Origin of the sequence: Sulfitobacter sp. NFXS29 (assembly GCF_040148765.1) — a bacterium.
Lineage (GTDB): Bacteria > Pseudomonadota > Alphaproteobacteria > Rhodobacterales > Rhodobacteraceae > Sulfitobacter.
The window spans coordinates 102064-124191 of record NZ_JAGDED010000008.1 but is presented as its reverse complement, the minus strand read 5'-3'; the positions used below and the strand labels follow the sequence as shown (position 1 = coordinate 124191).

At 61.7% G+C, this 22128-nt stretch carries 20 protein-coding genes; 11 read left to right on the top strand and 9 right to left on the bottom strand.

From position 1 onward, the window contains the following. The first annotated feature begins 90 nt into the window (after positions 1-90). Positions 91-903: a serine O-acetyltransferase gene (cysE, locus tag J3456_RS13590; protein WP_120350884.1), complete on the top strand. Its 813-nt coding sequence runs from the start codon at positions 91-93 to the stop codon at positions 901-903. A 71-nt stretch (positions 904-974) separates the two neighbouring features. Here the strand turns inward: cysE and J3456_RS13585 are convergent, their stop codons facing one another. The 5 genes from J3456_RS13585 to J3456_RS13565 all read right to left on the bottom strand — a co-directional run bounded on the left by J3456_RS13585 (position 975) and on the right by J3456_RS13565 (position 6558). Continuing rightward, on the bottom strand, positions 975-2333 hold the full coding sequence (locus tag J3456_RS13585; protein WP_349580693.1) for a pyruvate dehydrogenase complex dihydrolipoamide acetyltransferase: 1359 nt from the start codon (positions 2331-2333) through the stop codon (positions 975-977). 10 nt (positions 2334-2343) lie between these two features. Further along, positions 2344-3750: a pyruvate dehydrogenase complex E1 component subunit beta gene (locus J3456_RS13580; RefSeq protein ID WP_349580692.1), complete on the bottom strand. Its 1407-nt coding sequence runs from the start codon at positions 3748-3750 to the stop codon at positions 2344-2346. A gap of 4 nt (positions 3751-3754) precedes the next feature. After that, on the bottom strand, positions 3755-4762 hold the full coding sequence (pdhA, locus tag J3456_RS13575; protein WP_349580691.1) for a pyruvate dehydrogenase (acetyl-transferring) E1 component subunit alpha: 1008 nt from the start codon (positions 4760-4762) through the stop codon (positions 3755-3757). Positions 4763-4958: 196 nt separating this feature from the next. Further along, the gene (locus tag J3456_RS13570) at positions 4959-5258 is read right to left on the bottom strand and encodes an FtsB family cell division protein (protein ID WP_067265383.1); all 300 of its coding nucleotides are present in this window, start codon (positions 5256-5258) and stop codon (positions 4959-4961) included. A gap of 121 nt (positions 5259-5379) precedes the next feature. Beyond that, positions 5380-6558 (bottom strand): phosphoglycerate kinase, encoded by a 1179-nt coding sequence (locus tag J3456_RS13565; RefSeq protein ID WP_349580690.1) that lies wholly within the window; start codon positions 6556-6558, stop codon positions 5380-5382. 127 nt (positions 6559-6685) lie between these two features. Here J3456_RS13565 and J3456_RS13560 point away from each other — a divergent pair, with 127 nt between their 5' ends. The 3 genes from J3456_RS13560 (at position 6686) to J3456_RS13550 (ending at position 8772) form a co-directional block, all read left to right on the top strand. After that, the gene (locus J3456_RS13560; protein ID WP_067623544.1) at positions 6686-7192 is read left to right on the top strand and encodes a peptidylprolyl isomerase; all 507 of its coding nucleotides are present in this window, start codon (positions 6686-6688) and stop codon (positions 7190-7192) included. After that, positions 7185-7739 carry a peptidylprolyl isomerase gene (locus tag J3456_RS13555; RefSeq protein ID WP_349580689.1) on the top strand — a complete coding sequence of 185 codons (555 nt, stop codon included), beginning with the start codon at positions 7185-7187 and terminating at the stop codon, positions 7737-7739. The genes J3456_RS13560 and J3456_RS13555 overlap by 8 nt, the downstream gene beginning before the upstream one ends. A gap of 64 nt (positions 7740-7803) precedes the next feature. Next, positions 7804-8772, top strand: coding sequence for a DUF3179 domain-containing protein (locus J3456_RS13550; RefSeq protein WP_349580688.1), 969 nt, complete (start codon positions 7804-7806; stop codon positions 8770-8772). An 81-nt stretch (positions 8773-8853) separates the two neighbouring features. Here J3456_RS13550 and J3456_RS13545 read toward each other — a convergent pair whose 3' ends face one another. From J3456_RS13545 to J3456_RS13530, 4 genes are all read right to left on the bottom strand, one after another. Next, complete coding sequence (locus J3456_RS13545) at positions 8854-9354, bottom strand: bactofilin family protein (protein ID WP_067623551.1); 501 nt, start codon at positions 9352-9354, stop codon at positions 8854-8856. Next, positions 9344-10672, bottom strand: a complete 1329-nt coding sequence (locus J3456_RS13540) for a DUF5930 domain-containing protein (RefSeq protein ID WP_349580687.1) — start codon at positions 10670-10672, stop codon at positions 9344-9346. The genes J3456_RS13545 and J3456_RS13540 overlap by 11 nt, the downstream gene beginning before the upstream one ends. A gap of 205 nt (positions 10673-10877) precedes the next feature. Further along, a complete protein-coding gene (locus J3456_RS13535; RefSeq protein WP_349580686.1) occupies positions 10878-11696 on the bottom strand; it encodes a ferritin-like domain-containing protein in 819 nt (272 codons plus the stop codon). Then, on the bottom strand, positions 11693-12166 hold the full coding sequence (locus J3456_RS13530) for a peroxiredoxin (RefSeq protein ID WP_349580685.1): 474 nt from the start codon (positions 12164-12166) through the stop codon (positions 11693-11695). Before J3456_RS13530 ends, J3456_RS13535 begins: the two co-directional genes overlap by 4 nt. Before the next feature lie 95 nt (positions 12167-12261). Between J3456_RS13530 and J3456_RS13525 the strand changes: the two genes are divergently transcribed. The 7 genes from J3456_RS13525 (at position 12262) to J3456_RS13495 (ending at position 22088) form a co-directional block, all read left to right on the top strand. Further along, the gene (locus tag J3456_RS13525) at positions 12262-15603 is read left to right on the top strand and encodes a YhdP family protein (protein ID WP_349580684.1); all 3342 of its coding nucleotides are present in this window, start codon (positions 12262-12264) and stop codon (positions 15601-15603) included. Positions 15604-15647: 44 nt separating this feature from the next. Next, complete coding sequence (queA, locus tag J3456_RS13520; RefSeq protein ID WP_349580683.1) at positions 15648-16712, top strand: tRNA preQ1(34) S-adenosylmethionine ribosyltransferase-isomerase QueA; 1065 nt, start codon at positions 15648-15650, stop codon at positions 16710-16712. Positions 16713-16784: 72 nt separating this feature from the next. Continuing rightward, complete coding sequence (locus J3456_RS13515) at positions 16785-18119, top strand: MFS transporter (RefSeq protein ID WP_067938394.1); 1335 nt, start codon at positions 16785-16787, stop codon at positions 18117-18119. Positions 18120-18184: 65 nt separating this feature from the next. After that, positions 18185-18784 (top strand): DUF924 family protein, encoded by a 600-nt coding sequence (locus J3456_RS13510; RefSeq protein WP_349580682.1) that lies wholly within the window; start codon positions 18185-18187, stop codon positions 18782-18784. Positions 18785-18881: 97 nt separating this feature from the next. Continuing rightward, positions 18882-20276 carry a dihydrolipoyl dehydrogenase gene (gene lpdA, locus J3456_RS13505; protein ID WP_349580681.1) on the top strand — a complete coding sequence of 465 codons (1395 nt, stop codon included), beginning with the start codon at positions 18882-18884 and terminating at the stop codon, positions 20274-20276. 72 nt (positions 20277-20348) lie between these two features. After that, complete coding sequence (locus tag J3456_RS13500; RefSeq protein ID WP_349580679.1) at positions 20349-20906, top strand: class I SAM-dependent methyltransferase; 558 nt, start codon at positions 20349-20351, stop codon at positions 20904-20906. A gap of 6 nt (positions 20907-20912) precedes the next feature. After that, complete coding sequence (locus J3456_RS13495; protein ID WP_349580678.1) at positions 20913-22088, top strand: MFS transporter; 1176 nt, start codon at positions 20913-20915, stop codon at positions 22086-22088. The last annotated feature ends 40 nt before the right edge of the window (positions 22089-22128 follow it).

Genomic DNA, 22128 nt, shown 5'->3' with positions numbered 1-22128 from the left:
GTTATCACGATTTTGAGCATGTGCGGATTTACAAATGGTCCTACGCTATTGCATGAGCTACCCTAGCGGCAGAGTGAAGGAGCCCGTGCCATGGCGCAGACACACAGAAATATCTCGAAAGTGGACCCGGTCTGGGATCAGATTCAGCAAGAAGCTGAGGATGCGGTGCGTGATGAGCCGCTGATCGGCGGCTTTGTTCACGCCTGTATCCTGCATCATAAATCCATTGAGAACGCGCTTTCCTATCGCATCGCCGCCAAGCTGTCGTCCAACGAGATGTCGATGATGGTCGTGCGCGAAATGGTCGAGGAAGCCTATGCCGAAGACCCCGACCTCGTCGCCGCGGCGCGCGCCGATCTGGTGGCGATCTATGACCGTGACCCGGCCTGCCATCGGCTGTTGCAGCCAATCCTGTACTTCAAAGGCTATCAGGCGGTGCAGGCCTACCGGGTTGGTCATTACCTCTATGCCAAGGGCAAACGCGATCTGGCCTATTTCATCCAAATGCGGGTGAGCGAGATTTTCGGCGTAGATATCCACCCGGCAGCCAAAATGGGCAAGGGCATCATGATCGACCACGCGCATTCCATTGTCATCGGTGAGACGGCGGTGGTGGGCGACAACGTCTCGATGCTGCATTCCGTGACCCTTGGCGGCACCGGTAAGGAAGAAGAAGATCGGCACCCCAAAATCGGCAACGGCGTGTTGATCGGCGCAGGCGCAAAGGTGTTGGGCAACATCACCATCGGCCATTGCAGTAGGATCGCTGCGGGCTCGGTCGTGCTGGAGCCCGTGCCCGCCTGCAAAACTGTCGCCGGAATTCCAGCGCGGATCGTGGGAGAGGCGGGCTGCGATCAGCCGTCGATGTCGATGAACCATCTTTTTGGGCCAGACGCCGAGTAGGCGCAGAAGCCAGCGTTGCTATAAAAAAAGCCGGGGCATGCCCCGGCTTTTTCGTTTCGAGGGTGCGGGCCTTAGGCCAGCATGATCATCGGATTTTCGAGGTTCTCGACAATCGCATTCAACAGCTGCGCACCGAGGGCACCGTCGATCACGCGGTGGTCGACCGACAGGGTCACGGACATAACCGTCGCTGCAGTGATCTCTCCGTCCTTGCCGATGATGGGCTTTTTGACACCAGCCCCCACGGCCAGGATCGCGCCATGCGGCGGGTTGATGACCGCATCGAAATTGTCGATCCCGAACATGCCCAAATTCGAAATCGCAAAGCTGCCGCCCTGATACTCATGCGGCGCCAGTTTGCGGTCGCGGGCGCGGGTGGCAAGGTCTTTCATCTGCGCCGAGAGGGTCGAGAGCGACTTGGTGTCGGCGTCCTGCAACACGGGGGTGAAGAGACCGCCTTCGATCGCCACGGCCACGGCCACATCCGAGGGTTTCAGCTTGAGGATGCGATCACCGGCCCAGACGGCATTGGCATCCGGCACCGATTGCAGGGCCAGCGCGCAGGCTTTGATGATGAAGTCGTTGACCGAGAGCTTCACACTCCGCGATTCCAACTGCTTGTTCAGATCGCTGCGGAAGGAAAGCAGCGCGTCGATCTGGATGTCGCGGCGCAGGTAGAAATGCGGTACGGTTTGCTTGGCCTCGGTAAGGCGCGCGGCGATGGTCTTGCGCATGCCGTTGAGGGTGACTTCCTCGTACTCCCGGCCCTCGTACATCTTGGCGACCGCATCGGCAGAAGGGCCGGTGGCCGCGGCTTGGGCGACCGGGGCGGCATCTTTGGCAGGTGCCGCGCTGTCGGATTTTGCCGAAGTCGGCTGTGCGTTTTCGACATCCGCTTTGACGATCCGACCGCGGGGGCCGCTGCCGTCGATTTGCGACAGGTCCAACCCCTTGTCGGCGGCAATCCGGCGGGCGAGGGGGGAGGCAAAGATACGCTCACCCTTTTGGCTTTTAGGCGCGGCGGGGGCTTTGCTGTCGCTTTTGCCCGATGCCTCATTCGCATCCGTCGCACCGCGGCCATAGCCCGCTTCGTGCGTCTCAGCTTCGGCGGCTTTGGGCGCTGCTTCGGCCTGCGGTTCTTCTTCCTTGGCCGGGGCGGCGCTGCTGTCGATGTCGTCGGCGCTCTCGCCTTCTTCGAGCAGTACGGCGATCGGGGTGTTGACCTTCACCCCCTCGCTGCCTTCGCTGATCAGGATCTTGCCGATGGTGCCTTCGTCGACGGCTTCGAATTCCATCGTGGCCTTGTCGGTCTCGATCTCGGCCAGAATGTCACCAGAGGAGACTTCGTCACCTTCCTTGACCAGCCATTTGGCAAGCGTGCCTTCCTCCATCGTGGGGGACAGGGCGGGCATGAGAATTTCTGTGGGCATGATCCGCTCCTTACCGGTAAGTGACTGATTTCACGGCTTCGATCACCTCGTCGGTGGTGACCAGCGCGTGTTTCTCGAGGTTCGCGGCATAGGGCATGGGCACGTCCTTGCCGGTGCAGGTGATGACCGGGGCGTCGAGGTAATCGAACGCCTCCTGCATGATCACGCCGCTGATGTAGCCGCCGACTGAGCCCTGCGGCCAGCCTTCTTCGACCGTCACGCAGCGGTTGGTCTTCATCACCGATTTCAGGATCGTGTCGGTGTCCATCGGGCGCAGGGTGCGCAGGTCGATGACCTCGGCTTCAATGCCTTCTTCGGCCAGCTTCTCAGCAGCCTCCAACGCATAGGTCATGCCGATGCCGAAGCTGACGATGGTCACGTCGGACCCTTCGCGCCAGATGCGGGCCTTGCCGAAGGGCACGGTGTAATCCTCAATATCCGGCACATCGAAGCTGCGGCCATAGAGGATTTCGTTTTCAAGGAAGATCACCGGGTTCGGGTCACGGATGGCGGTTTTCATCAAGCCTTTGTAATCGCTCGCCGAATAGGGCATCGCGACCTTTAGGCCGGGGATCTGCATGAACCACGCGGCATAGTCCTGAGAGTGCTGCGCGCCAACGCGGGCGGCGGCACCATTGGGGCCACGGAAGACCATGGGCGCGCCCATCTGGCCACCGGACATGTAGAGCGTCTTGGCTGCGGAGTTGATGATCTGGTCCATCGCCTGCATGGCGAAGTTGAAGGTCATGAACTCAACAATCGGGCGCAGACCGCCAAAGGCCGCACCAACACCGATCCCGGCAAAGCCATGTTCGGTGATCGGCGTGTCGATCACCCGTTTGGGGCCGAATTCGTCCAGCATCCCTTGGGTGATCTTATAGGCGCCTTGGTACTCCGCGACTTCCTCGCCCATGAGAAAGACATCTTCATCGCGGCGCATTTCTTCGGCCATGGCATCGCGCAGCGCTTCGCGCACGGTCTGCTGCTTCATCTCGGTGCCTTCGGGCCAGTCTGGGCTGGTGTCGGGCTCGGGCTGTTTCTTGCCCTCGGCGGGGGTGGCGCGCCCGCCTTCATTATCGCCTTCGTCCGAGGATTTCGCCTGCGCGGGTTTGGCCTCTTCGCCTTTGTCTGCGGCGGGGGCGGATTTCGCGCTGTCGATGTCGTCCGCGCTTTCGCCTTCTTCCAGCAGCACGGCGATGGCGGTGTTCACCTTGACGCCTTCGGTGCCTTCCTCGATCAGGATCTTGCCGATGGTGCCTTCATCGACGGCTTCAAATTCCATCGTGGCCTTGTCGGTCTCGATTTCAGCCAGAATGTCACCAGAGGAGACTTCGTCGCCCTCCTTGACCAGCCATTTGGCCAGCGTGCCTTCTTCCATGGTGGGGCTGAGGGCGGGCATGAGAATTTCGGTTGCCATTGCTTCAGGCCTCCTGCGGAACTTCGGTTGCGTAGATGTCGGTCCAGAGCTCATCAAGCGCGGGCTCCGGGCTCTCCTTGGCGAAATCGGCGCTCTCGTTCACGATCTTCTTGATCTCTTTGTCGATGGCCTTGAGGTCCTCTTCGCTGGCGTGATTGCCTTCCAGCAGCAGGGTGCGGACCGATTCAATCGGGTCACGCTCGTCGCGCATTTTCTGGACCTCTTCACGGGTGCGGTATTTCGCGGGGTCGGACATGGAGTGGCCACGGTAACGGTAGGTCTTGATCTCCAGAATATACGGTCCGTTCTCGCGGGCGTGGGCCGCGGCCTTTTGACCGGCCTCTTTCACCGCCAGCACGTCCATCCCGTCGACGGCCTCACCGGGGATGCCAAAGGCTTTGCCGCGCTCCCAAATCTCGGCAGAGGAGGTCGAGCGCTGCTGCGAAGTGCCCATGGCGTATTGGTTGTTCTCGATCACAAAGATCACCGGCAGCTTCCAAAGGGCGGCCATGTTAAAGGTCTCATAGACCTGACCTTGGTTCGCCGCACCATCGCCGAAATAGGTGAAAGTGACGCGCCCGTTGCCCTTGTACTGGTCGGCAAAGGCCAGCCCCGCGCCGAGTGGCACCTGCGCCGCGACGATGCCGTGGCCGCCGTAAAAATGCTTTTCTTTCGAGAACATATGCATGCTCCCGCCCTTGCCCTTGGAGTAGCCACCCTCGCGGCCCGTCAACTCGGCCATAACGCCGTTGGGGTCCATGCCACAGGCCAACATATGACCGTGATCGCGGTAGGAAGTGACGCGCTTGTCGCCTTCTTCGGCGGCGGCCTCAAGGCCGACAACAACAGCTTCTTGCCCGATATAGAGGTGGCAGAACCCCCCGATCAGCCCCATGCCGTAGAGTTGTCCGGCTTTCTCTTCAAACCGCCGGATCAGCAGCATGTCGCGGTAGTAGCTGGTCAGCTCCTCCGCAGAGACATTGGGTTTCTTGCTCGATTTCCTCGCGGCCATGGACGTCTCCTCCGTCGGCTTTGGTCAGGTGCCAAAAGTAGTTTAGCGTTAAACTATTCCCTAGCGCATTCCGGAATGGATTGCGAGAGACTTTGTGACGTGGCGGGTGCACCACGGCTGACAAGGCGAAGGAGGCCAGAGATTTTAAGTGATTGCAAGGCCGCAGGCGCGGGGCAGGGCGATCAGGGGCGAAAGGTCAGCGAATGACGATCTCATCGGTGCGGACCATGCCCAGCACCTTGCGCGCGCGTTCGTCCAGGAGATCAAGATCAAGGTAATCGTCCGACAGGCGGCGGGTCAGGTTCTCCATCCGCGCAACCTCGGCGCGGACTTCGGCCAGACGGTCGCTCAGCTTTTGGTTCTCGGCCACGATCTCGGTCCGGCGGAACAGGCCGAAATCCCCTTGCACGGCGGCAAAGGTGAAATACAGGCTCAGCGCGAAAGCGATTGCGAAAAACAGCAATGTGCCGAAAGCCGGACGGGTGTTGCGTGTCATGGTTCTGCCTCTGCGTCTCTTGGCGGACGTGAGATCAGTATGACACAGGCGATTCGACATGGGAATCCCACAATTGCGGGAAACCCGTTGTTTTTACCGCGAAATCACGATTTTGCGCGGCTTAGCCGCCCAGAGCAGCAACGCCGGGCAGGGTTTTGCCTTCCATCCACTCAAGGAAAGCGCCCCCGGCGGTTGAGATATAGGTGAAATCGTCCGCCACGCCCGCTTGGTTCAGCGCGGCAACCGTATCACCGCCCCCGGCGACCGAGGTCAGCGTGCCTTCGCGCGTCTTGGCCGCTGCTGCGCGGGCCGCGGCGACGGTGGCAGTGTCGAAGGGCGGGATTTCAAAGGCCCCCATTGGCCCATTCCAGATCAAGGTCCGCAGCCCGGCAAAGGCCGTCTCGACCAAAGCGACCGTATCGGGGCCCGCATCCAGCACCATCTGGTCTTCGCCAAGACGGGCATCGGGGCCAAGCTGGGCCACCTCATGCGCGGCCCCCTTGGCAAACTCACGCGCAACCAGACCGTCGACGGGCAAGATCACGCGGCAGCCCGCCTTGTCGGCCTGCGCCATGATGTCTTTGGCCGTGTCGTAATAATCCGGCTCTTCCAACGACTTACCCAGATCAGCACCGAGCGCGGCGAGGAAAGTGTTCGCCATGCCGCCGCCAATCACCAGAACATCCAACCGGTTCACGAGGTTTTCCAAAAGCGCGATCTTGGTCGAAACCTTTGCCCCACCGACCACAGCCCCCACCGGGCGCTCAGGCTTAGCCAACGCCGCCTCCAGCGCCGACAGTTCCGCCTGCATCAAACGGCCCGCGCAGGCAGGCAACAGCCGCGCCAGCGCTTCGGTCGATGCATGGGCACGGTGCGCGGCAGAGAAGGCATCGTTGCAGTAGATATCGCCAAGATCGGCCAGTTGGCGGGCGAAACCTTCGTCATTGGCCTCTTCGCCGGGATAAAAGCGGATGTTTTCCAAAAGTTGCAGATCACCCTGCGCTTCGGCGGCGGCATCCAGCGAGGGCACGAACGCCACATCGCGGCCCAATGCCTTTTCCAGCGCGGGTAGGACTTGTTTCAGGCTCATCTCGTCCACGACCTTGCCCTTGGGCCGTCCGAAATGCGCCAGCAGCGTCACCTTGCCGCCGCGCGCCAGGATGTCGGTCACCGTGGGCACGATCCGCTCGATCCGCGTGGCATCGGTAACACGGCCATCTTCGACCGGTACGTTGATGTCGACGCGCAAAAGCACCCGTTTGCCGTCCAGTTCCATATCGTCCAGTGACTTCCAGCCCATCGGTCTTCTCCCAATCCAATCCGTTGCGCTGTGTTTTGCTGTTATCTTGGCTCAGGTCAATGCGCGGCTTGGCAATCGCGGCCAAGCTCCTTAGGTATCTGGCAAAGACAAACCAAAGGATTGCCCAATGGCCGAGATCAAAGACCCCGAAAACACCATCCTGATGGAACTCAAAGGCGGCACCGTCACGATTGAGTTGATGCCTGACCTTGCGCCCAAGCACGTCGAGCGCATGAAAGAACTGGCCCGCGCCGGCAAATACGACAACGTGGCTTTCCACCGCGTGATCGAAGGTTTCATGGCCCAGACGGGCGATGTGGCCAATGGCAACATGGAAGACAACTTCAACCTGCGTGCGGCTGGCACCGGCGGCTCCGATCTGCCGAACCTGCCTGCGGAATTCTCCAAAGTTCCCCACGCCCGTGGCACCATCGGCGCCGCCCGTTCGGCCAACCCCGACAGCGCCAACAGCCAGTTCTTCATCAACTTCAAGGACAATGATTTCCTCAACGGTCAGTACACCGTTTACGGGCAGGTCATCTCGGGCATGGAGCATGTCGACGCGCTCACACGGGGCGAGCCGCCTGCGAACCCTGACCGCATGATCTCCGTCAAGGTGGCCGCCGATGCGTAAGCTCGTAGGCACCAGCGCCGTTTTGGCACTCCTCGGTTCGGCGGCCATGGCCACTGGGCTTGAGATCGACGTCGCGGGCGAAGCTAATGGCACCGTCAAGATCGACCTGCTGGAAGATGTGGCACCCGCTCACGTCGCGCAGATCACCGAACTGGCCGAAGAAGGCGCCTATGACGGGGTGGTCTTTCACCGCGTGATCGACGGTTTCATGGCGCAGACCGGCGATGTGCAGTTTGGCCGCGTTGATGGCGACACCGCGCGTGCTGGCATGGGCGGCTCCGACAAGCCCGACCTTGAGGCTGAGTTTTCGGACATCGCGTTTGAGACCGGTGTCGTAGGCATGGCCCGGAGCCAGAGCCCGAACAGCGCCAACAGCCAGTTCTTCATCATGTTCGACAAAGCACCCTTCCTTGACGGTCAGTACACCGTCGTAGGCAAGGTCACCGAAGGTCAGGACGTGGTCGACGCCATCAAACGCGGCACCGGCCCCAACGGTGCCGTTGTCGGCACGCCGGACGTGATGCAAAAGGTCACTGTGACCGAGTAACATCTGTTCCCGATTGCGTGGGGTGGGCTTGCTTGCTCACCCCCGCATGCGGCACGCTCAGGCCATGATAAAATTAAGCGCCATCGTTCTGAGCCTTGGCCTTGCGGCCAACAGTCTTCTCGCCGATCCCGCCCGCTGGCAGGGGGAATGGCCTGAGACCGATTTTTCAAAAACAAGCATCACAGATTGGTCCGAGATCATCTCGGGCGGGCCGCCGAAGGATGGCATCCCGGCACTTGATGCACCGGGTTTCAAAGCCGCGCGCGCCGAGACCCGCATCGCCCCGCGCGAACCGGTCATCACGGTTGAGATCAAGGGTGCCAAACCGCATGCCTATCCGATCCGCTATCTGACATGGCATGAGATTGTTAACGATAGGGTTAACGGCCAGCCCATCGCCGTGACCTTTTGCCCGCTGTGCAACTCTGCGCTGGTCTTTGACCGCCGCGTCGCGGGGCAGGTGCTGCGCTTTGGCGTATCAGGCAAGCTGCGCCATTCCGACATGGTAATGTATGACCGCGAAACGCAAAGCTGGTGGCAACAGGCCGAAGGCCGCGCCATCGTGGGGGCGCTGACGGGCACCGAGCTAAAGCACCTCCCAAGCTGGCTGGAAAGCTGGGCCGATTTCACTGCACGCCACCCCGATGGGCTGGTAATGGAGGAGCCGTCCTATAACCGCGACTATGGGCGCAACCCTTACCGGAACTATGATTCTTCGGCCAAACCCTTCCTCTATGACGGCGCGCAGCCGCCTCACGGTATTGCGCCGCTCGAGCGTGTGGTGCGTGTGGGAGACCGGGCGTGGCGGCTCAACCGCCTGGCCGAGGAGGGCGAGGTGCGTGAGGCCGGTGTGACGATCACGTGGCGGGCGGGGCAGGCCTCGGCGTTGGATGCGGGGCAGATCGGCAAGGGGCGTGACGTGGGCAGCATCCGCGTGCGTGACAGCGCCGGACGCGACGTGCCGCATGATGTGATGTTCGCTTTCGCCTTCGATGCCTTTTGGCCAAATGGCACTTGGATGCTGGGGCGTTAAGCCCGCGCCGCAAGCCCGAAATGAAAACGGGCGCCGCAGTTTCCTGCGACGCCCGTGAATACTGTGAACCAACCGCGGGTCTTAGGACGCCGGGTTCGGCTTCTGCGCCGGAGCGGATTTTGCGCCGGGGTTCAGCGGATCGTCCTGACGCTGCACCGAACCTTCGAAATGCGCGCCGGATTCGATCGCGATGGTCTTGTGGATGATGTCACCCTCAACCCGTGCGGTCGATGTCAGACGGACCTTGAGGCCACGCACGCGGCCCACGATACGGCCATTGATCACCACGTCATCGGCAACCACTTCGCCTTTGATCGTCGCCGTCTCACCGATGGTCAACAGATGCGCGCGGATGTCGCCCTCAACGGTGCCTTCAACCTGAACATCGCCCGTCGTTTTCATGTTGCCGGTCACATGCAGGTCCGAAGACAGAACGGATGCGGGCGGCTTCGCCTTGGGGGCGCTGGCCTTGAATTCGCTCTGCTTGGAGGGCGCAGGGGCCGCCGAAGCGCTGGAAGGTGCCGGTTTGGACGCATCTGCATCCTGGGGCGCGGGATCGTTGATTTTGCTTTTAGAAAACATCGTTTGCAGCCTTGATATAGATCATGGGGTTAACAGCCTTGCCACCTACGCGGACTTCATAGTGGAGATGGACACCGGTGACCCGTCCTGATGCTCCCATATCACCAATATGCTGCCCGCGCGAGACTCTTTGACCAACTTTCACGCGCAGCTTGGACATGTGGGCATAACGGGTCTCAATCCCGAACTCATGCTGGATCTTGACCAAACGGCCATAGCCCGAGGACCAGCCTGCGTGAATCACCACACCATCGGCGGTCGCATAAAGCGGCGTGCCCATGCCGGCGGCAAAGTCGACGCCCTTGTGCATCCGGCGGCCACCCGTTTTGGGGTCGCGGCGATAGCCGAACTGGCTGGTGAAGCGGAAAGCGTTTTTGACCGGGTTCGCAAAAGGCGCTTTTTCGGCGGCGATGCGGTAGAGGTTCAGCCGGTCCATCTGGTTCAGCAGACGGTTCGCGCGCAGCGTATCGGGGCTCAGTTCTTCGCCGCGGGTGGTGAAGGACAGCGGCGTCATCGGGCCACCTTGGCCGGAATAGCCCCGGCGCACGGTGGCGAGGATACGGTCGGTCGGCATGCCCGCGCTGCGGAACATCTTGTCAAGCGGGGCGACAGAGACGCTCATCGCTTCTTCAAGCTGGCGGAAGATCGCGTCGTTCTGATCGCGCATCAGTGCAATTTCTTGCGCCATTTCGTCGGCCTGCAACAGCGCATCCTGCGCGTCGACCACAACTTTGTCGCGCTCTGCCGCGGTGCGTGCCAGAGCTTGGGCAAGGAAATCGACCGGCGCTTGATCGGCGTCGGCGCGCAGGCTGCCCGCCTCACCATTTTCAAGGCTGCCTTCCAATTCGGCCAGCTTCAGCCGGGCCTTTTGGCGGTCTTTTATCGTGTCGCGCAGAGTAGATTGGATCACGTCGATCCCTGTCTCCAACTCACGGCGGCGGGTCTCTGACGCCAGCAGTTCAGATTGCATGACGGAAATCTGCGTAAGCGCGGCGTTAAAGCGGTCTTGTGCGGCCAGTGCCTCTTCGGCCCGCAGATCGCGCTGCGCGGAAAGCTCGTTCAGACGCGCCTGATAGGTGCGCTGATCGCGTTTGGCCTGCTCGCGAAAGTTGCCCGAGCCGATGCTGTCCATCAAAATGATCGCCGTCGCGATGATGGCCCAAGACACGAGGAAGGCCGACCCCGCCAGCCCGATAATCTGGGTGCCGGGGCGCAGGCGGATGAAACGTGTATCGCTGTCGGATTTCAAAAAGACGCGGCGTTCGGGAAAATAATGCTCAAGCAGAGCATGCGTCTTGATGGCAATCCGTGTGCGCACGTTGTCGTCCTTTGTCCCGTCCCGTCGGCGCGGGGGGCTCGCCCAGCCCGCGCCCAACGTCAATAGCCAGTGCCCGCGAATGGGGCAACCCTATTGACCCGCGGCGACCCGCGCCTGCGCGGCAATCCCCCATTCGCCCCAAAAAAAGCACTTTGCTATTGGCAAAAATCCGCCGATACCAAGCACTTGCTGTTTTATGGCCGGATCAGCTTGGGCCTCCGTCCGCCGTGAGAGGCCAGTAGAAATCGGGCGGGATTCCCGCCTCGGCGCGTTTTTCCTCGTTGAAAGGCGGCTTGAGATCGCCATGGAAATACTTGCGGACGAGGGCGTGAAAGCGGTCTTTCGGGTCTTCGTCATGGCGCCCACAAAGAAAGTGAAACCACTTGCTGCCATAGGCCACATGGGCGACTTCTTCGGCGTAAATCGTCTCAAGCGCTGCCACGGCGTTGTCGGCCTTGGCTTTGCGGAAAATCTCGATCATGCCGGGGGTCACATCAAGGCCACGTGCCTCTAGCACCATCGGCACCACGGCAAGGCGGCCCATCAGATCGTCCACCGTGTCTTCGGCCGCGCGCCACATGCCAGCATGGGCGGGCATGGCGCCGTAATGACTGCCCATTTCCTCAAGGCAATCGCACATCAGGTTGAAGTGTTTGGATTCGTCATCCGCCGCTTTGACCCAGTCGTCAAAGAACCCCAAGGGCAGCGGCACATGCGAAAACCGCGCGATCACGTCCCAATGTAGGTCCACGGCGTTCAATTCGATATGCGCCACGGCATGCAACAGCGCCGCGCGCCCCTCAGGCGTGCCGGGGCGGCGGCGAGGCACTTCGCGCGGGCTGAGCAATTCGGGTTGGGCAGGGCGGGCAGGGTGCAGCGGCGGATCGGCACGGCCCACCTCAGGGCGCGCGCCCTCGGCCCGGGCCGATAGCCATTCCGCTGCGAATTTCCGCGATAGTGCGGTCTTTTCGCGCCCATCCGCCGTGCGCAGCACCGCCTCGGCCATTTCCGCCAGCGGCATCATGCGCCGCGCACCGTGTCCAGCACCGCATCGACATGGCCGGGCACTTTCACCTTGCGCCAGACCTGCGCAATCTGGCCTGCGGCGTCGATCAGATAGGTCGCGCGCTCGATGCCCATGGATTTCTTGCCGTACATGTTCTTCTCGACCCAGACCTCATAGGCTTCCGTCACCGCGCCATCGGTGTCGGACAAAAGCGGCACGGTCAGCGCGTGTTTGGACGCGAATTTGTCGTGTTTGTCCATGCTGTCACGGGAAACGCCAAAGACCTGCACACCGGCCTCGGCGAACTCCGACAGCCGCTCCGAAAAGCCGATCGATTCCTTGGTGCAACCGGGCGTGTCATCGCGCGGGTAGAAGAACAGGACCACGGGGCCACCGCGCAGGGCAGAGAGCGTAATCTCGCCACCGCCGGTCACGGGAAGGGTGAAATCCGGGGCCGGTTGGCCGGGCTGCGGTCCGATCTGCGACATGGGGCGGTTCCTTTGGCTTGTGAAGGGTCGTTCAGGGCTGTCATACTGCATCTGATTTGACAACGTCAAAGCCGCCCCAGCCGAACCGGAGCCCGATGAGCGACCCGCCCCCTTCCAGCCCGCCTGAGCCCACCGGCAAGGGGCCATCGCGCCGCAGGCCGCTGCGCCGCGTGGGGGTTGCGTCACTCGTGGCGCTGATGCTGCTGGCCGTGATGGCAACGGGGGTGGCGATACATTTCACAGGGCGTCCAATCCCCGCGCCGCTTTGGGTCCAAGAGCGGATCGAGACGCGGATCGCGAGCGCCCTGCCGCAGGCGCGGGTGGAATTCGGTGCGATGGAATTCGTCGTCGACGAAGGCTGGCGACCCCGTGTTCGTCTGCAAGACATCTTTGTCACCACGCCTGAGGGCGACGAGATCGTCAGCTTTAATGAGTTCAAGGCAAGTCTTTCGATGCGGTCACTGCTGCGCGGGGTGGCGCAGCCGCGTGAGATTTCTTTGTCGGGCGTGGTGGCCAATCTGCGCCGGGGCGCAGACGGGCGCGTGAGCCTCAGCGCCGGGGCCGGGATCGCCCCGCCCGAGCGGGAGGCCGCGACCCTGCCGCAGCTTATCGGCCAAATTGACAACGTGTTGGCCGCGCCTGCGCTCTCGGCGCTGCGCTCGGTCGAGTTGCGCGCTTTGACCTTGCGGTTCGAGGATGCCCGCGCGGGCCGGGCTTGGACCGGAGATGGTGGGCGGCTGCGCCTGTCGCGCAGTGGTGAGCAGGTTGACCTTTCTGCCGATCTTGCGGTGCTGAGCGGCGGCGCAGGGGTGGCCACGCTTACGGCGAATTACAGCAGCCGCATCGGCCAGAATGCCGCGACCTTTGGCGTGACCTTTGACGGGATCGACGCACGCGACATTGCCGCACAGGGTCCGGCATTCTCATGGCTTGAAGTGCTGCGGGCCAACATTTCAGGCGCGGTGCGCAGCGGGATCGACAGTGCCGGTCACTTTGCCCCGATCAACGCATCGCTGCAGATCGGAAAAGGCGTGCTGCAGCCCAACTCGCAGACCAAACCGATCCCTTTCGACGGGGCGCGCAGCTACTTCAGCTATGACCCCGCGCGCCAGCTTCTGCGCTTTGATGAAATGTCGCTCGACAGCCCTTGGGTCTCTGGCAACATCACCGGCACGTCGCAATTGGGCGATGTCACGGGGGGCATTCCGGGGGAGATGGTCGGGCAGTTTTCCTTACGCGATCTGCGCGCCAATCCGGCTGAGGTCTATTCCGAGCCTGTGGCGTTGGATCAGGCCGACATCGACTTTCAACTCAGTCTCAACCCGTTTCGCCTGAAGCTGGGCCGTCTAGAGCTCAACGATCAGGGTCGCAGCCTGCGCCTTGATGGCGAACTTTTGGCTGAGCCTGAGGGGTGGAACCTGTCCCTTGACGGGCGCATGGACCGGTTGGGCCCGGAACGTTTGCTGACCCTCTGGCCAGAAGGTGTGAAACCCAAGACCCGCACTTGGCTGGACGAGAACCTGCATGCAGGCCAGATGCGCAACCTCGATCTGGCCCTGCGCATGGCACCGGGCCAGGCGCCGCAAACCTATGTGGCGTTTGACTACGCAGGTGCCGAGGTGCGTTTCCTCAAAACCCTGCCGCATATCACCGATGGAAGCGGCCATATGAGCCTGCTCGATAATCGTCTTGTCGTCACGGTGGACGCAGGCGAGGTAATCGCGCCGCAGGGCGGGGCGGTGACGCTGGATGGGTCGTCTTTCATCATCCCGGATGTGCGCGTGAAAGACGGCAGCCCTTCGGTGATCCGGCTCAATACCCGGTCAACCCTGACCGCCGCGCTGTCGCTGCTGAACCAGCCGCCGATGCGGGTGATGGACAAGGCCGGGCTGCCGGTGACGCTTGCGGATGGGGAGGCAGTGCTGAAGGGCACGCTGGCGCTGCCGTTGAAAAAGGGCGGCAAGCCCGAAGATGTGCGCTATCACTTCGCGGGGGATTTGCTGTCGCTCTCGACCGATACGCTGGTCAAGGACCGCAGCCTTCAGGCCAGCAATCTCGCCATCACCGCCAGCAATGATCGGATCACCATCGGTGGCGAAGGGCGTATCGACGGGGTGGGTTTCGACGGGGAATGGTCGCAGGCAATTGGGCCCGGCTCTGACGAAAGCAGGCTGACTGCCCAAGTGGCGCTGACCCCTGCCGGGCTGGAAGCTTTTGGCGTCGCACTGCCCCCCGGCAGCCTTCGCGGGGAGAGCAGCGGACAGATTGAGGTGGACCTCAAGAAAGGCGCGGCACCGCGGTTTTCGCTGCGAAGCGATTTGGCGGGCTTGGGCGTTTCCGTGCCGCAGCTATCGTGGTCCAAAGCACCGGCGACCAAAGGCGAATTGCGACTGGCCGGACGGTTGGGCGAGATGCCGAACATCGACGCCTTTCAACTGAACGCGCCGGGGCTGCGGGTGGCAGGCTCCATCGACCTTGAACCCGACGGCGCGTTGGACCGCGTGCGGATCGACCGGCTGCGGCGCGGCGACTGGCTTGATATCCCCGTACAACTGATCGGGCGTGGCAAGGGCAATCCGGTGCAGGTGGTGCTGGGCGGCGGCACGCTGGACATGCGCCGGGCGGAGTTTGGCGGGGCCGGGGGGCAAGCCGGACCGCCGATGCGCGTGGCGCTGGACCGATTGCAGATCACCGATACGATTTACCTCACGAACCTTGCAGGCACCTTTGACACGGCCAAGGGGATGGACGGATCCTTTACCGCGCGGCTCAACGGCGGCACGCCTGTACAAGGGCGGGTCCTGCCCCAAGGCGGGCGCAGCGCGGTGCGCGTGGTCTCGGATGATGCGGGCGGGATACTGCGCTCGGCCGGGCTGGTGAAACAGGTCGTCGGGGGCAATCTGTCGCTCACGCTGCTGCCTGTCGGGTCAGGCGGGGCCTTTGATGGGCAGCTTGAGGTCAGCAATGTCGCCATTCAAGACGCGCCGGGGATCGCGGCGCTGGTCAATGCCATTTCGGTCGTGGGGCTGATCAACGAACTCAACGGCGATGGCATTTACTTTGACGATGTTGAGGCGAAGTTTCGCCTGACCCCGAACCGCTTGACCCTGACCGAGGCCAGCGCCGTGGGCGCGTCCTTGGGGCTGTCGATGGATGGGGTCTATGCGCTGGACAGTGGGTTGATCGACATGCAGGGCGTGATCTCTCCGGTCTATATGTTCAACGGGATCGGCTCGCTGTTCACCCGCAAGGGCGAGGGGCTGATCGGGTTCAACTACCGTCTGACCGGCGCCGCGAAAGAGCCCAATGTCTCGGTCAATCCGCTCTCGGCGCTCACGCCCGGCATGTTCCGCGAGTTGTTCCGCCGCCCGCCCCCCACACCCCCCGCGGTGCAGGGCCAAGCGAATCCGGTTGCCCGGGTGCCAGAGGACCGCTAAGCGCCGGGCGACCTATGCTGCCAGACCAATAGGAACGCCGACCGATGAAGCTATCTGATTTCGATTTCCACCTGCCCGAGGAATTGATCGCCACGCGCCCCGCCAATCCGCGCAGCTCTGCCCGGTTGTTGGTGGCCGCGGGGGATCAGTTGCATGACCGCCGCGTGACCGACCTGATAGACTGGCTGCGTCCCGGCGACCGTTTGGTGCTGAACGACACCCGCGTGATCCCGGCGCGGCTTTCTGGGCTGCGCCACCGTGCCTCGGCCCAAGGGGCGGTGCAGGCCAAGATCGAAGTCACGCTTTTAGAGCCGCGCGGCGATGGCACGTGGTCGGCGTTGATCAAACCCCTCCGCAAGTTGAAAATCGGCGAAGAAGTCGTCTTTTCCGACGATCTGCGCGCCACGCTGGAGGCGGTGGAAGACGGGCAGGGGCATCTGCGGTTCAACTGCACAGGTGATGATTTCGACGCCGCGCTGAACGCGGCCGGGGCCATGCCGCTGCCGCCCTATATCGCTGCCAAACGCGCGGCTGACGCGCAGGATATGACGGATTACCAAACCGTTTTCGCCCGCCACGCAGGCGCGGTCGCGGCGCCCACGGCGTCACTGCATTTCGACGAGGCGCTGCTCGCGGCGCTGTCGGCCAAGGGGGTCACCTTTAGCCATGTCACCCTGCATGTCGGGGCGGGCACCTTCCTGCCGGTCAAGGTCGATGACATTTCCGAGCACAAAATGCACGCCGAATGGGGCCGGGTGAGCGCCGAGGCCGCCAAAGAGATCACCGCGACCCGTGCTGCCGGAGGGCGCGTGATCCCCGTGGGCACCACCGCGCTGCGCCTGATCGAAACGGCGGCGCGCGGCGGGCAGATCGCGGCGTGGGAAGGGGATACCGATATTTTCATCACGCCGGGGTTCGACTTCAACGTGACCGACGGGCTGATGACGAATTTCCACCTGCCCAAATCCACGCTGATGATGCTGGTCTCGGCCCTGATGGGCGTGCAGCAGGTAAAAGACATCTACGCCCATGCCATCGCCGAGAAATACCGTTTCTTTTCATACGGCGATTCCTCTCTTCTGCTGCCCGAGGCGCAAAAACCCGCTTGAATGTCGCTCTAGGGGGTGACTAGCCTGCGATTGCCGTCCATGGGAGGGCTTGGGCGAACAAGGAATTGACCGATGATTCAAGTGGTTTCAAGCGCATGGGCGCTATTGCTGGGCATGTGCCTGTTGATGGTCGGCAACGGCATGCAGGGCACTTTGCTGGGTATTCGCGGCGGCATCGAAGGGTTTTCGACCCTGCAAATGTCGATCGTCATGTCGGCTTACTTCGTCGGTTTCTTGGGCGGGTCGCGGATGGCGCCGGGGATGATCCGGCGTGTGGGCCACGTGCGGGTCTTTGCGGCGCTGGCCTCGCTGATCTCGGCGGTGATGATCCTCTACCCGACATTCCCCAATACCATCGTCTGGTCGCTTGGCCGGGTCCTCATCGGCTTTTGTTTCTCGGCTGTTTACGTGACCGCAGAAAGCTGGCTCAACAATGCCGCCACGAACGAGAACCGAGGGCAGGCGCTTTCGGCCTATATGATCGTGCAAACACTCGGCATCGTCATCGCCCAAGCGCTGCTGCTGACGGCTGACCCATCGGGCTTTGTGCTCTTTGTCATTCCTTCGGTTTTGGTGAGCATCGCGGTCACGCCGATCCTGCTGTCGATCAGCCCCACACCGCCCTTCGGCACCACCAAACCGATGAGCCTGAGCACCCTGATGGAGACCTCTCCGCTCGGCTGTGTCGGCATGTTCCTTTTGGGCGGTGTTTTCTCGGCGCAGTTCGGGATGGCGGCGGTTTACGGTGCCGAGGCAGGGCTGAGCGTCGCGCAGATCTCACTTTTCGTGGCGGCCTTCTTTGTCGGTTCGGTGATCCTGCAATATCCCATCGGCTGGATTTCTGACCGGATGGACCGACGCAGCCTGATCGTCATCACCGCGCTGATCGGTGGCGCGGGCTCCATGGTCGGCATGATGCTGGGGCATATCTTTCCGATCCTGCTCGCCACGGCCTTTGTCGTGGGCGGCATGTCGAACCCGCTTTACTCGCTGATCATGGCCCATACCAACGATTTCCTCGAACAAGAGGATATGGCCGCGGCCTCGGGTGGGATGTTGTTTATCAACGGCTTAGGTGCCGTCCTTGGCCCGGTGATTACCGGTTGGATGATGGGCACGGCTCTGGGGCCGGGGGGCTTTTACCTCTTTACCGCCGTGCTCTTTGCCGCACTGGCTGGCTATGCTTCCTACCGTAAAACGCAGCGTGCTGCGGTTCCGGTTGACGAAACAGGCAACTACGTGCCGATTTACCCCTCTGCCACCGCAGTGGCCGTGGAAATCGCGCAAGAGTATGCCATTGAATCGGAACAGGAAGCCGCCGAAGAAGCTGCCCAAGAAAACGCCGAAGCTGACAAAAACGCCCCTGATAGCGATAACGATGTCGCGGATGACATAAAACGTGACTAGGCTTTTAGGGTAAGACGTTCTTAACTTTAATGAAACGCCCAGATGACGGCAAAGGAGTGTGCGGGATGGCTGCCACAAATGCAGAACCCCAAGATGTACTGAATTTCTGGCTCAAGGACGTGGGTCCGGCGGGGTGGTACAATAGTTCCGATGCGCTGGACGCCGAGATCCGCAGCCGTTTCAAGGGGCTCTGGAATGAGGCAGAGGCGGGCAAGCTGAACCATTGGCTGACCAATCCTACCGATGCGTTGGCCTTCTTGATCGTGACCGATCAATTCCCGCGCAATATGTTCCGCGATACCGGCAAGGCATTTGCCAGCGATCGTATCGCGCTCGCGGCCGCGAAGCTGGGGATCGAGAAGGGCTGGGACATGCGCGTGGAAGCGCCCGAGCGGCAGTTTTTCTACCTGCCGCTGATGCATTCAGAGAACCTCTGCGATCAGGACCGCTGCGTGCGTTTGATGTGCGAACGGATGCCGGAAAGCAATGGCAGCAACCTGCTGCACGCCCGCGCGCATCGTGAAGTGATCCGTCAGTTTGGCCGCTTTCCCTACCGCAACGCGGCGCTGTCGCGAAATTTCACCGCGCAGGAGACCTCTTATCTTGACCAAGGCGGATATGGCCGGACCGTCAAACAGCTGCGTGAAAATCTGCAGGCGGCCTGAGCTTCGGCAAGGCAGGGTAAATACGCGTGGTTGTGGCGATTGCAAATATGGTTTAGCGGTAAACTATATTTGCAAACCCTAACGCGAGGTCCTTGCCATGGCTGCCAAATCCTTTGATCTGATCGTGATCGGTGCGGGGCCGGGCGGCTATGTCGCCGCCATCCGTGGCGCACAGCTTGGCCTGAAGGTCGCGGTTGTTGAGCGGGAAAATCTGGGCGGCATCTGCCTCAACTGGGGCTGTATCCCCACCAAGGCGCTGCTGCGCTCTGCCGAAGTGTTTCACCTGATGCACCGCGCCAAGGACTTTGGTCTGGCAGCGGATAAGATCGACTATGATCTCGAGGCGGTGGTCCAACGCTCGCGTGGCGTCGCCAAGCAGATGGAAGGCGGGGTCAAACACCTGCTGAAGAAGAACAAAGTCGACGTCTTCATGGGTGAAGCCTCGATCCCGGCAAAGGGCAAGGTCTCTGTCAAAACCGACAAGAGCAGCGAAGAGTTGACGGCCAAGAACATCGTTTTGGCAACCGGCGCCCGCGCCCGTGAACTGCCGGGGCTCGAGGCGGATGGCAAGCGCGTCTGGACCTACCGCCACGCCTTGCAGCCCGTCCATGACCCCAAGAAGCTGCTGGTCATCGGCTCCGGCGCCATCGGGATCGAATTTGCTAGCTTCTATAACACACTCGGCGCTGACACGACCGTGGTCGAGGTGATGGACCGTGTTTTGCCAGTAGAAGATGAAGAAATCTCTAAATTCGCCAAGAAGGCGTTCGAGAAACAGGGCATGACCATCATGCAAAAGGCCACGGTCAAGAAACTCGACCGTGCGGACGACAAGGTTACCGCCCATATCGAACGTGACGGCAAAATCGAAAAACTTGAGTTCGATACCGTGATCTCTGCGGTTGGCATCGTCGGCAATACTGAAGGGCTGGGGCTGGAAGAACTTGGCGTCAAAGTTGACCGGACCCATGTGGTGACGGATGAATATTGCCGCACAGGTGTCGACGGGCTCTATGCCATCGGCGACATCGCCGGTGCGCCGTGGCTTGCGCATAAAGCGAGCCATGAAGGGGTGATGGTTGCCGAACTTATCGCGGGCCAGAAACCACATCCAGTCAAACCCGAAAGCATCGCCGGTTGCACCTATTGCCACCCGCAGGTCGCCTCTGTCGGCCTGACCGAGGCGAAGGCCAAAGAGCAAGGCTATGACATCAAGGTTGGTCGCTTCCCCTTCATCGGCAATGGCAAGGCCGTGGCCTTGGGTGAGCCGGAAGGGCTGGTGAAAACCATCTTTGATGCCAAGACAGGCGAACTTCTGGGCGCGCATATGGTCGGGGCCGAGGTGACCGAGCTGATCCAAGGCTACGTTGTGGGCCGTCAGTTGGAGACCACCGAAGAAGACCTGATGAACACCGTCTTCCCGCATCCAACACTCAGCGAAATGATGCACGAATCCGTGCTCGACGCCTTTGACCGCGTGATTCACATGTAAAGCGGGCGGGGCAGGGTGCATTTACCGCGCCCCGCCCCGCCGCAATTTGGCCAAGCCGTCGGGAGCCATGTCGTGGTCAGCCTTAACCGTGTCGTCATGCACCGCAGCAGCCGTCGGCTGATTGGCCGTTTGAACCCCGCGACGCTGGATACCGCCGAAATCTTTGGCAGGTTCGGCAAGCGCTTCGCGTTTAAAAGCTATACCCAGTTTGGCAACCCGACCTACGACATCTGCGCAGGTCCATTTATCGATCCCAAAACCGTGCGGCAGTTTGATCTGATCCCCGCCAATCAGGTCTGGGGACATCTCAACCGGCCCTATACGGCGCTCGTCCATGTGCGACAGATGCTCAGAGCGGGCGGGTACTTCTGGATCGCGGTGCTGTTTTTCATCCCCTTTCATGCGGCCCCCAATGATAATTCGGGGTGGTTCGCACGGGGGCTGAAGAAGCTGCTGTTCGAAGCCCTCTTCGACGGGAGCCGGGGCATCGCGCGACAATGGAGCAACCGTGCCGCCACCGCCCGCAATCTTGAACCCGACTGGCCGCCGAGTTTCGATAAAAACACGGATGACCTGGCTAACGATCCGAAAATGCTGCTGTGCGCTTGGGCGCTGGCCCAGAAGAAATGAGAGCCGATGGCTGACGAAACCTCCTTTCCGCGCGTTTTCGCGCTTTGGGCCGCGGGTCTGGGGGCGGCGGCCCAATATGGTAAGATGAGCGTCATCTTCGACCTGCTGCCAAAGATCTATCCGCAGGCCGGAGCGTCGCTGGGCTTCTTGGTTTCAATGGTGGGCGGTGTCGGTATCCTCCTTGGCGTTGTGGCGGGGCTGGTGGTCGCCCGTATCCGCTATCGTCGTGCGCTGCTATTTGCCCTGTGGCTGGGCGCGGCCGTATCGGCCTTTCAGGCGCTACTGCCGGGTTTCGGTTGGATGCTGGCCAGCCGCGTGGTCGAAGGGCTGTCGCATCTGGCCATCGTCGTTGCTGCGCCGACGTTGATTGCGCAGCTCAGTACGGTAAAGGACCGTGGGTTTACTCTGACCCTCTGGGGCACCTTCTTTGGCGTGGCTTTCGCGATCTTGACCCTCATAGGCCGCCCTCTTGCGCTGACATGGGGCGTGCCTGCGCTTTTCGCTGTCCACGCAATCTATATGGCGGGCTGCGCGCTGGTGCTTTCCGGCAGCTTGCGCAGCCTGCCGGAAGAGGGCCCTCAGCCGCCATTCTCTTTGCCGCAGATACTGCGTGATCACGTCGCGATCTACCGATCTCCCTTCCTTTCCGCCCCGGCGGCGGGGTGGCTGTTCTATACATTCAGTTTCGTTTCCATCCTCACTGTCTTGCCGCCCTACCTTCCGGAAGCATGGCGCGCGCCCACCATGGCCGCCATGCCGCTCACTAGCATCGCGGTCTCGATGACCATCGGCGTCGCATTGCTCCGCCGTCTACCGGCGGTCTCTGTAGTGCAAACTGGCTTTGCTCTTTCCGCCCTTTCCATGCTTTGGCTCTGGCTCGCGCCCGGCGCGCCCTTGGCCTGTTTGGCACTGGCTGGCGCCATGGGGCTGATTCAAGGCGCAAGCTTTACCGCGGTCGCGCAACTTAATAACGGACCCGCCGCGCAGGCGCAGGCAAACGGTGCGGTGGCGCAAATGGGGAACCTTGGAAACAGTCTGGGCACCCCGGTTATGGCGTTCGGCCTGGCGAGCTTTGGCGGCGCGGCCTTGCCGTTATTGGCGGGTGGGGCCTTTGTTATGGGGCTGGTGGCACATCTCCTCCTTGGTGCGGCCCGACGTCGCAGTCGGCGCGTTCCTGTTTAGTTCTCACTTTTCCGTTGGAAAACACTGCATCAGCACCTAT

Coding starts and splice junctions, on each gene's coding strand:
- J3456_RS13580 (WP_349580692.1), bottom strand. CDS start 3,750: ATGGCAACCGAAATTCTCATGCCCGCCCTCAGCCCCACCATGGAAGAA.
- J3456_RS13510 (WP_349580682.1), top strand. CDS start 18,185: ATGGCTGCCACAAATGCAGAACCCCAAGATGTACTGAATTTCTGGCTC.
- J3456_RS13555 (WP_349580689.1), top strand. CDS start 7,185: ATGCGTAAGCTCGTAGGCACCAGCGCCGTTTTGGCACTCCTCGGTTCG.
- J3456_RS13560 (WP_067623544.1), top strand. CDS start 6,686: ATGGCCGAGATCAAAGACCCCGAAAACACCATCCTGATGGAACTCAAA.
- J3456_RS13545 (WP_067623551.1), bottom strand. CDS start 9,354: ATGTTTTCTAAAAGCAAAATCAACGATCCCGCGCCCCAGGATGCAGAT.
- J3456_RS13525 (WP_349580684.1), top strand. CDS start 12,262: ATGAGCGACCCGCCCCCTTCCAGCCCGCCTGAGCCCACCGGCAAGGGG.
- lpdA (WP_349580681.1), top strand. CDS start 18,882: ATGGCTGCCAAATCCTTTGATCTGATCGTGATCGGTGCGGGGCCGGGC.
- J3456_RS13585 (WP_349580693.1), bottom strand. CDS start 2,333: ATGCCCACAGAAATTCTCATGCCCGCCCTGTCCCCCACGATGGAGGAA.
- pdhA (WP_349580691.1), bottom strand. CDS start 4,762: ATGGCCGCGAGGAAATCGAGCAAGAAACCCAATGTCTCTGCGGAGGAG.
- J3456_RS13515 (WP_067938394.1), top strand. CDS start 16,785: ATGATTCAAGTGGTTTCAAGCGCATGGGCGCTATTGCTGGGCATGTGC.
- J3456_RS13565 (WP_349580690.1), bottom strand. CDS start 6,558: ATGGGCTGGAAGTCACTGGACGATATGGAACTGGACGGCAAACGGGTG.
- J3456_RS13535 (WP_349580686.1), bottom strand. CDS start 11,696: ATGATGCCGCTGGCGGAAATGGCCGAGGCGGTGCTGCGCACGGCGGAT.
- J3456_RS13550 (WP_349580688.1), top strand. CDS start 7,804: ATGATAAAATTAAGCGCCATCGTTCTGAGCCTTGGCCTTGCGGCCAAC.
- cysE (WP_120350884.1), top strand. CDS start 91: ATGGCGCAGACACACAGAAATATCTCGAAAGTGGACCCGGTCTGGGAT.
- J3456_RS13570 (WP_067265383.1), bottom strand. CDS start 5,258: ATGACACGCAACACCCGTCCGGCTTTCGGCACATTGCTGTTTTTCGCA.
- J3456_RS13530 (WP_349580685.1), bottom strand. CDS start 12,166: ATGTCGCAGATCGGACCGCAGCCCGGCCAACCGGCCCCGGATTTCACC.
- J3456_RS13495 (WP_349580678.1), top strand. CDS start 20,913: ATGGCTGACGAAACCTCCTTTCCGCGCGTTTTCGCGCTTTGGGCCGCG.
- queA (WP_349580683.1), top strand. CDS start 15,648: ATGAAGCTATCTGATTTCGATTTCCACCTGCCCGAGGAATTGATCGCC.